The organism is Microbulbifer mixtoriginis (SeqCode) (genome assembly GCF_052468275.1).
Genome location: NZ_CP174341.1, coordinates 1,051,315 through 1,066,408 on the forward strand (window position 1 = coordinate 1,051,315; position 15,094 = coordinate 1,066,408).

11 protein-coding genes are annotated in these 15,094 nt (G+C 47.1%); 3 read left to right on the top strand and 8 right to left on the bottom strand.

What is annotated here, in order from left to right:
- Positions 1–106 precede the first annotated feature (106 nt).
- Both ACJJIC_RS04745 and ACJJIC_RS04750 read left to right on the top strand, forming a co-directional pair.
- Positions 107–1,609, top strand: coding sequence for a hypothetical protein (locus ACJJIC_RS04745; protein ID WP_445356536.1), 1,503 nt, complete (start codon positions 107–109; stop codon positions 1,607–1,609).
- Between the two features lie 395 nt (positions 1,610–2,004).
- Positions 2,005–4,170, top strand: a complete 2,166-nt coding sequence (locus ACJJIC_RS04750) for an MltF family protein (RefSeq protein ID WP_444887417.1) — start codon at positions 2,005–2,007, stop codon at positions 4,168–4,170.
- A 17-nt stretch (positions 4,171–4,187) separates the two neighbouring features.
- Here the strand turns inward: ACJJIC_RS04750 and ACJJIC_RS04755 are convergent, their stop codons facing one another.
- The 8 genes from ACJJIC_RS04755 to ACJJIC_RS04790 form a co-directional block, all read right to left on the bottom strand.
- Positions 4,188–4,562 (bottom strand): RidA family protein, encoded by a 375-nt coding sequence (locus ACJJIC_RS04755; protein WP_444887416.1) that lies wholly within the window; start codon positions 4,560–4,562, stop codon positions 4,188–4,190.
- 40 nt (positions 4,563–4,602) lie between these two features.
- Positions 4,603–5,655 carry a Kelch repeat-containing protein gene (locus ACJJIC_RS04760; protein ID WP_444887415.1) on the bottom strand — a complete coding sequence of 351 codons (1,053 nt, stop codon included), beginning with the start codon at positions 5,653–5,655 and terminating at the stop codon, positions 4,603–4,605.
- Between the two features lie 39 nt (positions 5,656–5,694).
- Positions 5,695–6,162: a GNAT family N-acetyltransferase gene (locus ACJJIC_RS04765; protein ID WP_252083613.1), complete on the bottom strand. Its 468-nt coding sequence runs from the start codon at positions 6,160–6,162 to the stop codon at positions 5,695–5,697.
- Between the two features lie 222 nt (positions 6,163–6,384).
- The gene (gene pepN / locus ACJJIC_RS04770) at positions 6,385–9,078 is read right to left on the bottom strand and encodes an aminopeptidase N (RefSeq protein ID WP_445356537.1); all 2,694 of its coding nucleotides are present in this window, start codon (positions 9,076–9,078) and stop codon (positions 6,385–6,387) included.
- A gap of 264 nt (positions 9,079–9,342) precedes the next feature.
- Positions 9,343–10,683, bottom strand: coding sequence for an omega-aminotransferase AptA (gene aptA / locus ACJJIC_RS04775; RefSeq protein WP_444887413.1), 1,341 nt, complete (start codon positions 10,681–10,683; stop codon positions 9,343–9,345).
- Between the two features lie 335 nt (positions 10,684–11,018).
- Entirely contained in the window at positions 11,019–11,582 is a 564-nt protein-coding gene (locus ACJJIC_RS04780; protein WP_252083610.1) for a phosphoribosyltransferase, read from the bottom strand.
- A gap of 11 nt (positions 11,583–11,593) precedes the next feature.
- Entirely contained in the window at positions 11,594–12,955 is a 1,362-nt protein-coding gene (locus ACJJIC_RS04785) for an NCS2 family permease (protein ID WP_444910690.1), read from the bottom strand.
- 1 nt (position 12,956) lies between these two features.
- The gene (locus ACJJIC_RS04790) at positions 12,957–13,742 is read right to left on the bottom strand and encodes an outer membrane protein OmpK (RefSeq protein WP_444887412.1); all 786 of its coding nucleotides are present in this window, start codon (positions 13,740–13,742) and stop codon (positions 12,957–12,959) included.
- A 927-nt stretch (positions 13,743–14,669) separates the two neighbouring features.
- Between ACJJIC_RS04790 and ACJJIC_RS04795 the strand changes: the two genes are divergently transcribed.
- Positions 14,670–15,086 carry a VOC family protein gene (locus ACJJIC_RS04795; protein ID WP_226642070.1) on the top strand — a complete coding sequence of 139 codons (417 nt, stop codon included), beginning with the start codon at positions 14,670–14,672 and terminating at the stop codon, positions 15,084–15,086.
- Positions 15,087–15,094: the final 8 nt, after the last annotated feature.

Genomic DNA, 15,094 nt, shown 5'->3' on the forward strand with positions numbered 1-15,094 from the left:
TTTCTTATTCATATTGATCTTTTTTTGATCAATAAAAACCGGTAATGTGTGCTTCTACGATTTGGCCACGGAGGGCTTCGGCAACAATGACTCGGTGGCCTGAACTATGGTTTCTCGCTCAGCTGTTTTCTTAGTACTTTTTTTCGTTTTCTCACTGTCTGCCAATGCTGCATCCCGCTACCTCGGCGAGGAGATCTGGTATCAGGTAGACAGTAAAAACTTTCGGGTTATTACCGATGGCGACCCCAAAGCGGTAAAAACCCTGGTGGCCGATCTGGAGCGCTATCGCGCCGTGGCCATAGAGCTGTTGGAGGTAGACCCTAGCGTCCCTAAGCTCACAATTTATGCAGCCGGGGACCGCAAAACCTATGCGGGTCTGGTTGGGGCTGAGTTGGCGGAGATGACCAACGGCCTGTTTGATACCTCCGCCGAGGGCAGTTATGCCCTGGTGAACCTGGATGGCCGCAGTGTAAAAAAACAGCTTAAGGCCCGTGAATTTCTCTTTCACGAATATACCCATTTCCTTAGCTATAACGGCAATACCACGCATTTCCCCTACTGGTATAGCGAGGGCTTTGCCGAATTTATGGCGACTATGTCCTTCCCTAAAAAGGGGCGTTATGAACTGGGCGAAATTCCCCAGGAGCGCGCTCAGACTCTGATGTATGCCGGCTTGATGCCGCTCGACCGGCTGCTGCGTGCAACGGTGTACGATACCGACCCCGAGGAGAAAGCCGATATCTATGCCAGCGGTTGGTTGCTGTCCCACTGGTTAATGATGGAGGGCGATAAGGCGGAAGAATTTAAGCAGTTTGTCAAAGACTACAACGATGGTGCAGATCCGGTGAAATCACTGGAGAAAGCCCTGGGAATGTCGGTAAAAGAGCTTGAAAAAGTGTATGTAGCCGCATTTGACTCAGGGGAATATGAGGTGGTCAGTGGTGATATCCCTGCTGATTTTAAAGAGGTGACACCTCGAGTGAAGCGCCTGCAAAAGCGGGAAGCAGTAAATGTACTGGCGAACTTTATTGCCCAGTCTGGTTACAACCTACAAGCCCTCGACGATCTGATTACCTATTCCTACCACACAGGCATCTACAGCACTGAGCTGGCTGCCATTAAGGCGAGTGCGGATCTGCGTATAGGGAATTTTCCGCAGGCCAGTCATTTGCTTGCCAGTGTGCCAAAAAAGGATCGCCGGCAACCCTGGTACCTGAGTGCCCACGCCTGGCTGACGGTGAATCAACAGGCCACGGTGCCCAACGATGCCCGCGATTTACGCAGCCTGAAAAAGGCCCGTGAAGAGTTCGACTACCTGGTGAATAAAGAGCCTCAGAATGCTTCTCACTGGTTTGGTCTGGCCATGGCTATGGAAATGTTGAGTTATCCCCGTGAGGAATATCTATCCAAGCTTGAAGAAGCTTATAAGCGCGCACCGCGGGAGCTCCATATTGCTCAGTGGCTGGCAGAAGAACTCTATCAACAGAAAAATGCGGAATACTTTGCCCGGGTGGCAAAGCCGCTGATGTTCGAACTCCCGGATGAGGAGGAGAACCGACAAATAAAAATGAGATTGGCGGAGCTACAGGGCAAGCCTAAATCCAGCTAATAACAATAAGATGCTCACAGAATAATAGAGGGGCTGTCACTTGATGTAAGAGACAACCCATAGTCGCCAACGTATATTTGCCCGGCAATTTGGTTTGCCGGGTTTTTTTTATTGAGGCTGCGGAAAACTGGTACGATTTGGCTTATTGTTACTGATGTTGGGTTTCTTCCTGATAAAGGGGGAGTACTACTTAACTACTAACATTATAACGATGACGCCTTACCCGGTGCTTTTTAACTATTGAAAGACATCGAACAGAAGTCAGAATTTGTTTTTAAATACCTATAGACGCCGACGCCTTGCGGCGAGAGTAATACTCTACGCCGCACTAATTCGCTAATTAGTCCAAAAGTGGATAGATAACAATAACAATTTCGCTGAAATAAGGTTGAACTGTGCATAAAAAAATAGTCGCGATAACTTTTCTGATCGTCGCTCTTATGTGTTCAGTAAGCTGTGAAAAGCGCTCTTCTCAACAAGTAGAATCACAGCAGGTTGAACCCCAACAGGTCGTCGCTGAACCCACTAAAGAACCTGAAATTGTTTTTGCGAACTACCCGGAACTCGGAGACCTACCCGCCTTACAGGAACGAGGCATCTTGCGCTTACTTGCCACCCGAGGCCCTGAAGAGGATGCCCTGCCGCGTTCTGGCTTGCCGCAGGGAGAGTGGCGGGAGCTTGCAGAGAAATTTGCCTACAGCCGCAACCTAAGGCCCCAGTGGGTTTATGTAGATAACTTTTCCGGTTTGGTCCCCGCTTTGGCAGAAGGCCGAGGTGATGTGATCGCCACTAATTTTTCCCGCACGGCCAAAAGACGCTCGCAGGTGGCGTTCACACGGCCGCTACAAACGGTGAATGAACTAGTAATTACACTTCGCGATTTGAATAGCCCGCTACAGGAGGTAGCCGTACGCCGTGGCAGTGCCTATGCCGAAACCTTGAGTGAAGATACAGATCAGGCCTATAAGGTCACGCTCCTGGATGGTGCGGTGGCAAACAGCGCATTGTTAGATGCTGTTGTCGCAGGTAAGTATCAGGCAACCGTGATGGACAGTAATTTGGCCGATGCGCTTTTGCCCGATTATCCGCAGCTCGCTGCCAGTGATCAGCTGGAATCCAGCAGAGATATTGCCTGGGCAGTGCGTCTCAATGCCATAGAGCTACGACGTGAGCTCAATGAATTCCTGACTGCAGAACTGGTATTGGCCGGGCAAAACTCCAATAAAATGATGCGGGATTGGGAGGGTATTTTAGCGGATGGCACTCTGCGAGTACTGACCCGTAATCATCCAGCTTCTTACTTTATTTGGCGTGGGGAATTGATGGGGTTCGACTATGACCTGCTGAAAAAATTTGCTCGTGACCATAAGCTTCGCCTCAGTATGGTTGTGCCCGATGCGGATATGGATTTAGCAGATGCCCTGCAGGCAGGTATGGGCGATATGATCGCCTCGTCACTGACGATTACCGAGATGCGCCGTAAGCAGGGGCTCGTTTTTACGCGCCCCTACCTTGAGGTGACTGAACAGCTGATTGCTCCAAGCAAAGATATCTCCCTGCAAGGAGATGTGCCTTTAGAGCAAATGCTGTCGGGAAAGATGGTGGCTGTAAACCCGCAAACCAGCTACCGTGAGAGTCTCTCAGAGATGGTGGTATTGCAGCAGGAGCAGGGAATCGCCCCACTTCAGATATCTGAGCAGCTAGGTGCAACAACCGAATATTTAATCGATGCCGTTGCTCAGGGGTTATTTCCCTATACGATTGCAGATTCTCATCTGGTTGCGATCGAGAGCACTTATCGCGATGATTTTAGGGTGGTGGCTGAATTGCCCAGTGTCAGAGAAATAGCCTGGGCTGTGCGTGCAGATCAAAGCCAACTGCTGGGAAAATTAAATAACTTTTTAAATAAACACGATCGCGATTTGTTTTTTAATGTTACTTACAATAAGTACTTTAAAGAGAAAAAGCGTATTCTTCGCCATCAGGAAAATCGCCTGCGCAGTAGTAGTGGTTCACTTTCACCCTACGATCCTATAGTCCATAAATATACGGATAAAACGGATCGTGACTGGCGCATGGTGGTTGCTCAGATGTACCAAGAAAGCCAGTTCAATCCCCGCGCCCGTTCCTTTGCCGGGGCTCAAGGTCTGATGCAGGTGCTCCCGCGTACTGCTCGCCAATTAGGGGTTGATAATCTTTATGAGCCTGAGAATGGCATCCGTGCGGGAGTCTCCTATCTAGATTGGCTGGATCAACGCTTCCCACAGATGCTTTCGCAGGAGCAAAAAATATACTTTACTTTGGCTGCTTATAATGCCGGCCATGGCCATGTACGTGATGCTATAGCCCTTGCCCAGCGCATGGAATTAGATCCCAATCAATGGTTTGGCCATGTAGAACAGGCCATGCTGTTGTTATCCAAGCCTGAATACTATCGTCAGAGTCGCTTTGGCTATGTACGGGGTCGGGAGCCGGTTAAGTATGTGCGGGAGATACGGGATAGATATATAGGCTATCTCGGTGTAGAGCGTAATGGGCCTCCTCGGGGAGGCGAATGGTGATTCTAGCCTTGATGGCCTTATACCATAGCCGCTATTGCCTCAATCTCTAGTTTTAGGTCAGGGTGAATCAGATTAGAAACTTCTACTAGTGAACAGGCTGGCAAGTTTCCGTCATAAAACTGAAATAACGCTTTGCGCAGGTTACTGGTCTGTTCGATGTCCTTTATGAAGATTGTTAACTTAATGAGATCAGACTTGTTCCGCCCCTCGTATTCCAGGATATTATCTATCTGAGAGAGTACCTCTTGGGCTTGATCTAAAAATTCTTTTTTCTGAGAAGTGGTTCCCTGTGCGGTCAAGCCCGAAATGTAGAGCGTATTTTCATGGATAACAGAATGTACATAAGGGCCTTTTTGTGACGGTAGAAAGGGATATTCTCTTTTTTTAAGCATAATTAATCCAAGCTTATACGGAAAATTACAAATCTAGGGGTTATGGTTTCCAGTTCATTTTTATAGTCGACGCTAAGGTCTCTTGTGGACCAACTTTAGCGGCTCCGCCAATAATATAAATGGCATCGTTAATTGTAACAGCACCGTGTCCATGGCGAGCCATAGGGAGAGAGATTTCTTTTCTCCACTGATCACTAATTGGGTTGTATGACCAGATCGAGTTAAATGCAGAGCCTGTTTTCCAGTAACCGTTGGGGCCAAAGGCTTCTCCACCGGTAACTATTATCTTTCCCTTTAATGGTGTGGCAGTTAGCCCGGCAAGTGATTGGGGTAGCGGTCGTATTTTATTCCACTTGTCCAAGCTGGGATCATAGACTTCCGCGTAGGAGAGATTCCTAGCCTTATTATTTCCATTGCTAGCTTGGCGCCCACCAATAGCATAGATTCTATTGTTTAATGCCGCACCTGCTGCGGAATTTCGGCTGATAGTCGCCGGAGCTGCAGTTTCCCAGTTGGCATTGTCTATCAATATATAATGATTTTTCGTATCGCTATTTTTAAGTTGGTCGTTAGGTGTTTTTCCACCGATAACATGGATGCCTTTTGATGTGTTGGCATAGATGCTTTCGGCCATGGGAGCGGGCAAGCGGGGCCCAGAGGTCCAGATATCTTCACTGTTGGACAGCTTATAAACAGTAGCCTTGGCCTGCCAAGCATTGTTTTTTACTCCATTGAAACCTCCAATGCCATAAAGATATTTGGAGTTTGCAGCCATACCTAGATGGTGTATAGCTTCTGGAAGTGGTGGACCATCTCGCCAAGTTTTGGTTTGGGGTGAGAATATATAGGTGCGATCTGTAGGTGCTAGACCATAAAACATGGAATTAGATGATGGAATAAAACCACCTGAAATATAGATTTCTTCAAAGAATACAGAGGGGTATATTTCCTGAACGGCTGTTTTTAAGTCTGGTAGTTTAATGAATCGTAGTTTATGGGAAGATTGCCCTGTTCCAGCTTTCCCCTCCATTCCACCTAGTATAAATGGTGCCGCTCCGATAATTTTTAAAAAATCTCTTCTAAAGTAAGGCATATGTTTGTATCTTCCCTTAAATTAAATGGTAAAGCTTGCTTACAGCCTAAGTTTTTTTGTAAAAAATAGACTGTGTGGATCCTCTCTATAGTTGGAAAATGGCCCGCAGGATTTAAAGCCATTTTGATAGTAAAGTGCTATTGCTGGAGCAAAATTTAACCTGTTACCAGTTTCAAGCTTTACCTCACTGTAACCTCGTCTTCTGGCTTCATTTATTATCTCCTGTAATACAGCTTTAGCGACACCTTTGCGTAGGAAAGATTGGCTGGTTTTCATTGACTTGATTTCTCCCAGAGTAGAGGAGACTTCCTTGAGGGCGCCACAGCCTGCTAGAACGCCATTGATCTTTGCGCTCCAGAAGGTGATTTTGGGATCAACTAACTCTTCTGGTTTGAGGGCGTGCACACTTTCAGGGGGGGAGTGCTGTTGCATTTCTTTTAGGTGCTGCGCCAATAACTCTACGACGGTACCATCTGATAGATCGTCTTTTTGAACCGCTATATACATAGAGATGCCTTTGTTATTTTAAGTATAGATACCATTGATGTTTAATTTATGCAGGGCTAAATTATGTTGGGTAGTAATTGTTTTCATTGTTTTATAGGCATTTATCCATTGGAAGGCGAGTTCAATAAATAAGGGCCCAGAGGCCCTTAAATATTCTTATAGTATTGATTCTTTTATTTTTTTGTGCGCTCTACAGGGCATCTATAAAAATAGAATCCAATGTTATCCTTTATTCTTGATGAGTAAAGCTTGCCCCATTTTGATGCATCGTTCACTGGTGTAGAGATGATTTTTTAATGCTTTAACCAGTGTGGGCTTAAATTGAGGGTTTTCTTCAAGAGTGGTGCTTATTTTTTGAGCGCCCTTATCTGAGCACATTAGGGGAAAAATATTGGTATAGCTACTGATTAGCTCTGAGGAATCCTCATTATTAATTTGCTCCAGTGCGTAAAGGATTTTTTCGCTGTTATTATTAAATAGGGAGATTTGTTCATCTTTAAATAGAGAATAAGAGGCCTTGCGCAGTTCACTCAACTTGAAGTTATCCCTGTGCTGAATTAAGTTTTCTAACCATTTTTGTTTGATTTCTGGTAAAGGTCTTACTACTTCGGCAGCAATGGCATTCAGTTTTGATCTGTCTGAGCTATCTTTGCTTAGTTCACGGGCAATAGCTTGTTCATAATCAGAATATAAATAGCGATTTTGCAGGTGAATTAAATCCCAGCGCATATCCGGATCTAAGATCAGTCCTTTAACTGAGAGTTCACCCATCAGTAATAGTTTGGCATTGTTGAGCGCACTGTTCGAATGAGCTATTTCGGTAAATAGCTCAAACCAAGTCTTTTGTTGATCGCTGCCTGCAGGTGCCTGCTGTAGCCGCTCCCACACAAAATCCTCCATAGTTTTTAGAATTTTACTACGGCGCTGTTGATCAATAGGAACTTGGTTTAGATAACTATGGACATAATTTAAATAGCGCGCATTGAGTCGAATAGCACTGATATCTTGTTCGACGACACCATTATTAATAACAAAACTGATGTATTCATCAAGGGGGAGCTTTGCATCATAGGCGCTGTCGAATAGGCTTTGCCACAGCATAAGACGGGTGAAAGGATTTTCAATGGCATGGAGGTATTGAGCCATATTTTTCAGTGTGATTGAGTCAAGAGTTACCTTGGCAAAAGCCCAATCTTCCTCGTTAGGATAGAGAATTTGAGGGCAGGATAACCCTTTAGCACTCTCTACTTTGGTTAATGCGTCGCTGTACCTTACCGACAGGGTGGCATAGCGTTTCATAATCCCCTCATCCATACGATAGAAACCGAGCTGAGTGCGTTGTTCGCGTAGCGTCGGGTAATCATCTGGAGCTGTCTGTGTCAGACTAAGGTCGGTAATCCGATCATTTTCACATTCGAAACTTGCTTCAATAGTGTTAAGACCGGCTTGATAAAGCCATTGTTGTTGCCATTCCTCCAGATTGATGCTGGTGGCCTTGCCCAGATGATTAATAAAATCATCAAGTGTAGAATTTTTGTAAGAAAACTCTTTCAGGTAACTGCTAACGCCTTGACGAAATTTTTCTTTACCGAGGAAATAGGGTAATTGTTTGAGTATAGAGCCCCCTTTACCGTAGGTAATACCATCAAAATTGCTAAAAGCTTCTTCGGTATTTTTTACTGGTAGCTGGATGGCATGAGTAGTGGGCCTTTGATCGGAGTAATAAGCCCACTGTTTAGTACCAAGATAAAAATTTTCCCAGGCATTGGAAAATTCACTGTTCTCTGCTAAAGATAGGTTGGCCATATAAGTGGCAAAACTTTCATTTAGCCAAAGATCGTCCCACCAGTTCATGGTCACTAGATTGCCAAACCACTGATGTGCCAATTCGTGCGCAATAACATTGGCCAAGCGCATACGCTGGGCCTGGGTTTTTTCTCCACGAGATACGTAGGCATCATTAAAAGTGACTGCTCCCACATTTTCCATGGCACCCGCATTGAAGTCGGGTACCAGGATCTGATCATACTTATTAAAGGGGTAATCTATTCCAAAATAGGGTTGGAAAAATGCAAAGGACTGCTTAGTGAAGGTAAACCAGTCTTCGGTTTTAACATATTGTGCCAGGCTCTGACGGGCCATCAGGCGTAGAGGGATACCTTTGGCGTTATCCTCCCAAATATGGTAGGGCCCAGCGTGTAATGAGAATATGTAGGATGAGAACTTTGGAGTTTGTGGAAAAAACCAATGCTTTATTTCACCCTCGTGCTCTACTCTATGTTCCCGCTCCGCACTGATTACTATCCACTCTTTTGGCGCTGTGACATCTAGTGTATATCGAGCTTTAAGGTTCGGTTGGTCAAAATGTGGGAAAAGGCGATTGGCGTCATAGGGTTGAAAATCAGTGTATAAATAGACTCTACCATCTATAGCGTCTTTAAATCGGTATAGACCCGACCCATTATTTGAATAAGGATGTCGATAATTTATTGTAATTGTATGCTTCTTATTGGGCAGCTGTGTATTATCAATACGAATAAAATGTCCATTGTAACTGAAAGGAGTCTTTTGGTTATCCACCTGTACAGTTTCAACAGTACCTCCAGAGAAATCGACAGTTAGAGGCTGTTGTAAGGGTTTGTTGAATTCAATTTCAGTTACAACTGTGCCGGAAAAACTTTCTCCGTTGCGATCAAGATGAATACTCAGTTGGTAATCTACCTCTGCAATTTGCTGTTTTCTCAGCTTTGCATATTTCTCAGATAGCCCCGCGATCTCCGCTCTTGTTACAGGTTTTGTTGTAGAAGTTTGTGCGGCTTCTGTACTACCTGGCTTTTGCTCACAGGCAGCGAACATGATACTGCACAAGAGAGTGGTAATAAGTCTTAATCTTTTAATCTTGGTTTGATTGATCATGGTGGTCTCACCGATCGGTTAGTTGTTATTGCTATGATTCTATATTGGTCCGCAATTTATGCACCGAGAATCTTACTATTGGTGCTATACAATAAATAGATGAAATGGCCCAAATAAAAAGCGGTTAAAGTGGGTTAGTCTTCAAAATTATATCCCATGTAGATTCGGGATTATTTTATTAGCAGGGCTTGAGCGTTAAGGGGTTGTTCTTATGGGGTGAATTGCTGTTTAGCAAGGGGGGAAGCCGCTAACAGAATAAAAACGCTATTGACCGTTAGCAACTTCAAGAACAGACTCAGCGAGGGCGTTTACCAGTCCATCAATCTCTTCACGGCGTGTAATAAATGGCATGCCCAATTGAATGGTGTCTCCGCTATAGCGAACATAAAAGCCTTTCTCCCACATCTTTAAGGCAATGCGGAATGGGTGTAATAAGGGCTCCCCTGGGGCTCTCTCAATCGTTAGCGCGGCGGCTAGGCCACAGTTGCGGATATCGTAAACCAGAGGCAAGTTGCTCAGCTGATGTATATATTCTTCCAGAAGATAGGCAAGCTCTGCTGAGTGCTTGAAAAGGTTATCTCTCTCTAGAAGATCCAAGGTCGCAAGTGCTGCTGCACAGGCTACTGGGTGCGCTGAATAAGTGTATCCATGGGGCAGCTCCAACTGGTAGTCGGCTCCTCCTTGCTGCATAAACGTCTCATAGATCGTTTGCTGCACCACCGTGGCTCCCATGGGGATGACTCCGTTGGTGAGTTGCTTGGCGATATTGATAATATCTGGAACTATGCCAAAAAGCTCTGCACCTGTAGCAGTGCCCAGTCTGCCAAATGCGGTGATTACTTCGTCGAAAATCAGTAGGATTTGGTGTTGCTCGCAAATATCTCTAAGTCGCTGTAGGTAGCCTTCTGGTGGGGGTAAAATACCGGCAGAGCCAGCCATTGGCTCAACGATGACAGCGGCAATATTGCTAGCATCGTGTAGCTCAATAATTTCTAATAGTGATTCGGCAAGGTGTGCCCCATTTTCAGGCTGTCCGCGACTAAAGCGATTTTCCGGCAGTAGTGTATGGGGAAGGTGAGCGGTGGAGAGCGCCGGACCATAGATGGCTCGGTTGGCTCCGATGCCGCCGACACTAACTCCACCAAAATTCACTCCGTGATATCCCTTACTTCGACCAATCAGTTTGGTCTTGCTGGCCAGTCCTCTTTTGCGCCAATAGGCACGGGCAATCTTCAGCGAGGTCTCCACTGCTTCAGAGCCGGAATTGGTGAAAAATACCCGATTGAGGCCCTCCGGCATTAAGCGAGTGATTCGTTCCGCCAACTTGAAGGAGCCGGGGTGGCCAAACTGAAAGGAGGGGGCGAAGTCTAGAGTCTCCAACTGCTGGTTAATGGCTTTGGCGATTTCTTTTCGATTATGACCCGCGCCACAGGTCCACAGGCCTGAAAGGCCATCGAATATCTGGCGACCATCAGCACTGGTGAAATAGCACCCATCAGCGGCTGTAATCATTCGTGGGTCTCGTTTGAACTGCCGGTTACCGGTGTAGGGCATCCAGTGTGCATCGAGTTGTGTTTGGCTGAGCCCTGCAAGTTTGTCGTTCATTTTTATTTTCCGACAATTGGGACAGTTATCTTAGACAATCTTTAAATAGTTCGTTGTTACCACTTGAAGCCCTAAAGATACATTGTGAATTTATTCAAGGCCCTCTTAATTCTGGACCAACTTTTCTATTTAATAAATTGCCTAAAACTAACTTTAGTTGCATAAGTGGGGGCTTTTGAGAAAGGTTTGAAGTATGGGGCTTGATTGTAGCTTTTCGGTTCTAGCGTAGTTATTAGACCGGAAGAGGTGGAGAGAGAGGAGTCGTAAGGATACTGACAACTCAACGATAAAGAAGGGGAAGTACCGGGGACCTGAGTCCCCGGTAACAAAGAGGATCAGACTGCGGTAGCAATCCGGTCAACGTAAGGGGCGAGTTCGGGCTTGTTCTCCAGGATTTCTTCCCGGGTGAGGCCGTCGATCTCATGAGGGAATACCAGCCACTCTTCAGTCTTGTGGATAAAGTAATCCGGCTCGCGCTTCGCTTTGTTGTTTTTCGGCTTGTAGTAAGGCGTTGCAATACGAATCTCTGGCGTGTTCTTTTTACAGGCTGCGCGCAGGTCTTCAATTGTTTGTTCAATACTCAGGCCGGAATCGTGCACATCGTCAACGATCAGCAGGGAGTCGTGGGACTCAAGGCGCTTAATCAGGTAGTTCAGACCATGCACTCGGACTTTCTTGTCGCGCTCGCCGATACCGAGGTAGGAGGAAGTTCGGATTGCGATATGGTCCGCATCCACACCCATCACATGAAGCAATTCTTGTACCGCGATACCTACCGGAGCGCCGCCACGCCATACACCAACGATGTAATTAGGGCGGAAGCCGCTCTGATAGATTTGTTCGGCAAGCGCGTAGGAATCAATCAGCAGTTGCTGTGCGCTGATAAAATGCTTTTTCATCTGTGTACCCCTCAGAAAAAGGCGAACTTGGCAATAAAGAGAGCCGCTAACACGTAGACACTGATGCTGACGTCTTTACTGCGCCCGCTCAGTGTTTTGATGACTGCGTAGGCAATAAAGCCCAGAGCAATACCGTGAGCGATAGAGAATGATAACGGCATCATTACTGCCGCAATCACCGCCGGAGCGGCTTCGGTGATGTCATCCCAGTCGATGGAAGACAAACCGGAGGTCATCAGGACGCCGACATACAGCAGAGCCCCGGCAGTCGCATAAGCGGGAATCATCCCGATCAGCGGGGAAAAGAAGGTGGCCAGCAAGAACAGACCAGCGCAGACCACTGCAGTCAGACCGGTGCGTCCGCCTGCGGTAATACCCGCGGTGCTCTCAACGTAACAAGTAGTGGTGGACGAACCCAGAACAGAACCGACTACAGAAGCGGAGCTGTCTGCCATCAGGGCTTTGCCCATGCCCGGCAACTTACCGTTTTCATCGAGAAGCTTGGCGCGGTCGGAGACACTCAGCAGAGTGCCGGCAGTATCGAACAGGTCTACGAACAGAAAGGCGAAGATTACACTGATCATACCCACTTCAAATGCCCCGGCGATATCCAGTTCGAGGTAGGTGGGCGCCAGGCTCGGTGGTGCGGAGACCAGGCCGGTGAACTCTACTTTACCAATAGCCAGTGCAATAACGGTAACTGCGAGAATGCCAATCATTACCGAGCCGAGCATACGGCGGTAGGACAAAGCCACAATAATAAAGAAGCCCAGAGCAGCCAGCATAGCTTCAACAGACTTAAGGTCCCCCAGGGTCACCAGGGTGGCGGGGCTGGCAACCACGATCCCTGAGCTCTTCAGGGCGATAATCGCCAGGAACAGTCCAATACCGGCTGCCAGGGACTGCCTCAGGGAGGTGGGAATACTGTCGATTATCCATTCCCGCAACTTAAAGATACTAAGCAGTAGGAACACTACTCCTGATATAAACACTGCACCCAGGGCAACCTGCCAGCTATAGCCCATTTCGCCCACCACTACATAGGCGAAGAAGGCGTTGAGGCCCATTCCCGGCGCCAGTGCGATGGGGTAGTTGGCGTACAGCCCCATGATTAGACAGCCGATCGCAGCAGCAAGACAGGTCGCCATAAACACGGCGCCCTTATCCATACCAGCCGCCGCCAGGATGTTGGGGTTTACAAAAATGATGTAAGCCATAGTCAGGAAAGTGGTTACACCGGCAATCACTTCCCGGCGAACATTTGTCTGACGCTCAGACAGCTTGAACAGCTTTTCCAATAAAGAGGCGTCGCTGCCCGCCTGGGGAATACCAGACCCTGGGGTCGCTGATGTTTGGATATCAGAGGGTTTCATATCAGAAGTGGTACTTTACTAGCAGGTTAACATTGCGCTCGTTGGAGTCGGTATTAAAGGTTCCATCTTTGAACCCAAATTTGTCATTCCAATGCACGTATTCAATACCGGCATACAGGGCTTTCGGCTCACCCCAATTGGCGCCAACGTCCCACTTGAGCTGGGAGGTAAAGTTCATACTTGGGTGTGTATTTTCTGCGGCGCTGGTCCAATCGATAAAACCGTCGTATACGAAGCTGGAGTCTCCCAGGGTAAATGGCATGGCCCAAACCAGGGTCAGCTGCTCGTTGCTGGCCTTGTCATCGTTATCGCGGCGGTAGGCGTTTACTTGGACAAAAGAAAAACCCGGAACTGCAAGGTCGAAACCGAGACCTGTCAGAACGTTGGTGAAATGCGGGCCTGTGGCTGTGAGGTGATCGGGGTCATCCATATTGCCCAGCTCTACAGTGGTTGCCACTAATACGTCGGTTACCGGCCCCCAAGCCAGTTCACGATCGCTGAGCTTCCCCAGGCTCAGACGAGGAGAAATTTCTGAATAGAGCTCCTTTGAACCATCTTCTGAATGCAGATAGTCGGCAAAGATAAACAGGTCTCCCCAGCTGTGGCCACTGGCGTGTTCAAAGGTCACTACAGAGCGCTCGGAATCATCGGTGGTCAGGCTGTAGTTCATTTCATAGTCGCGGCCATACAACAGGCTGAGGCTGTTATCGCTCCAAGTCATTTCTGCTTGGGCAGCTACAGACAACAGGCCGGAGGCCAGTAGTAGCAGGGGCTTGGTTGGTTTCATTGTATTACCTCTGTTACAGCGACAGGCGGAAACCGCACTGGCGGCCGACATTTGGGTCGGCAGTTGGTTAAAAAATAGTCGCGGAATATACCCGAGTTTACCGAGTGTTTTCCAGTATTTTTTTTCAGCAATAGCCTCTAGGTGAGTAGCCTTAAAGCAATGAAGTACTAATAAATTTTTAAAAACAAAAACTAAATACCTTTTAGCGGTTGGGTAAGCCTACAACCGGGAAAAAGGCCTATTGAAGGGCTGGCCTGATTTTTGGTTACGTTGAACCGATACTTTTAATAAGGAAAGGTTGTGGACCAATACTTGCTGCCTGCAAATAGGGCGCCAGGCGGTACAGGGAGCACTAATAAGGTGCAAGAGTTTGTAAGGCAAAGCGTTGTGGAAAGACCTGGAGGGAACTGTATTAAGCGGAGCTGAGTACACCTTGTGCACGGGTCATCCTACTAGCATGCACCATTAAGGTGCATCGTGAAGATTCTATGTAAGGCTTTCTTTTAATAGTGAGCCTTGATGTAGGAGTGACTTGTCAGTAACTTCGTTATTAATCAGAGGCAGTTCTTCCCAGCAACACATGTGTTAAAGTACTGCGCTCAATTAGGAGGATATTTCAAGGCTTGCCGGTTAGTAGTGACCTGATTACGCCTTCTGTTGTTTTTTTGAGCACTAGGTGGGAGAGACTCACGAACCGCCCTATAAATAGGTGCAATATGTGTCTCTCGGGGCTCTGGCAGCTGCTTTGTTATCCGGATGTCATCTGGGAAGCCCTTGATCGGCCCTGGTGGCGTAAATAATAAATTGGGGTCGCTATACCCCGTATGTACCAATTGGTTGCTTGAGAAATCTATCCCCCAGGGTGTTGGCTTGTGATTATATGTCAATCAGCGGGATGAAGAAGAGCGGCCGGGAGTGGGAGGTTTTATGAAATCCAATTGCTTGCACCTTGCAATCCCCGCAGGGGATCTTGAGGTAGCCAAGAAATTTTACTGTGGCGTTTTTGGCTGTAAAACTGGAAACAGCGAAGAAGGGCGCTGGGTAGATATCGATTTCTGGGGCAATGAGCTTACTTTGCATCAGAGTGAAGAGAAGCTGCCGAACGTACGCCATAAGGTTGATATGGGAGCGGTAGCTGTTCCCCATTTCGGTATTCACCTGCCGGATGATGAATTCCAAGCCCTGAAAGCTCGTATCGAAGCTGCTGGCCTGGAGTACTTGGATAAGCCATATCGTCGCTTCGTTGGCAGTGAGTACGAACAGGAAACCTTCTTTATCGAAGATCCGAACGGTAATGTGCTGGAAATGAAAACTATGGTGAATCCAGAGCTGATGTTTAAATAGTGTTATGG

Coding starts and splice junctions, on each gene's coding strand:
- ACJJIC_RS04745 (WP_445356536.1), top strand. CDS start 107: ATGGTTTCTCGCTCAGCTGTTTTCTTAGTACTTTTTTTCGTTTTCTCA.
- ACJJIC_RS04755 (WP_444887416.1), bottom strand. CDS start 4,562: ATGCTTAAAAAAAGAGAATATCCCTTTCTACCGTCACAAAAAGGCCCT.
- ACJJIC_RS04760 (WP_444887415.1), bottom strand. CDS start 5,655: ATGCCTTACTTTAGAAGAGATTTTTTAAAAATTATCGGAGCGGCACCA.
- ACJJIC_RS04765 (WP_252083613.1), bottom strand. CDS start 6,162: ATGTATATAGCGGTTCAAAAAGACGATCTATCAGATGGTACCGTCGTA.
- pepN (WP_445356537.1), bottom strand. CDS start 9,078: ATGATCAATCAAACCAAGATTAAAAGATTAAGACTTATTACCACTCTC.
- aptA (WP_444887413.1), bottom strand. CDS start 10,683: ATGAACGACAAACTTGCAGGGCTCAGCCAAACACAACTCGATGCACAC.
- ACJJIC_RS04780 (WP_252083610.1), bottom strand. CDS start 11,582: ATGAAAAAGCATTTTATCAGCGCACAGCAACTGCTGATTGATTCCTAC.
- ACJJIC_RS04785 (WP_444910690.1), bottom strand. CDS start 12,955: ATGAAACCCTCTGATATCCAAACATCAGCGACCCCAGGGTCTGGTATT.
- ACJJIC_RS04790 (WP_444887412.1), bottom strand. CDS start 13,742: ATGAAACCAACCAAGCCCCTGCTACTACTGGCCTCCGGCCTGTTGTCT.
- ACJJIC_RS04795 (WP_226642070.1), top strand. CDS start 14,670: ATGAAATCCAATTGCTTGCACCTTGCAATCCCCGCAGGGGATCTTGAG.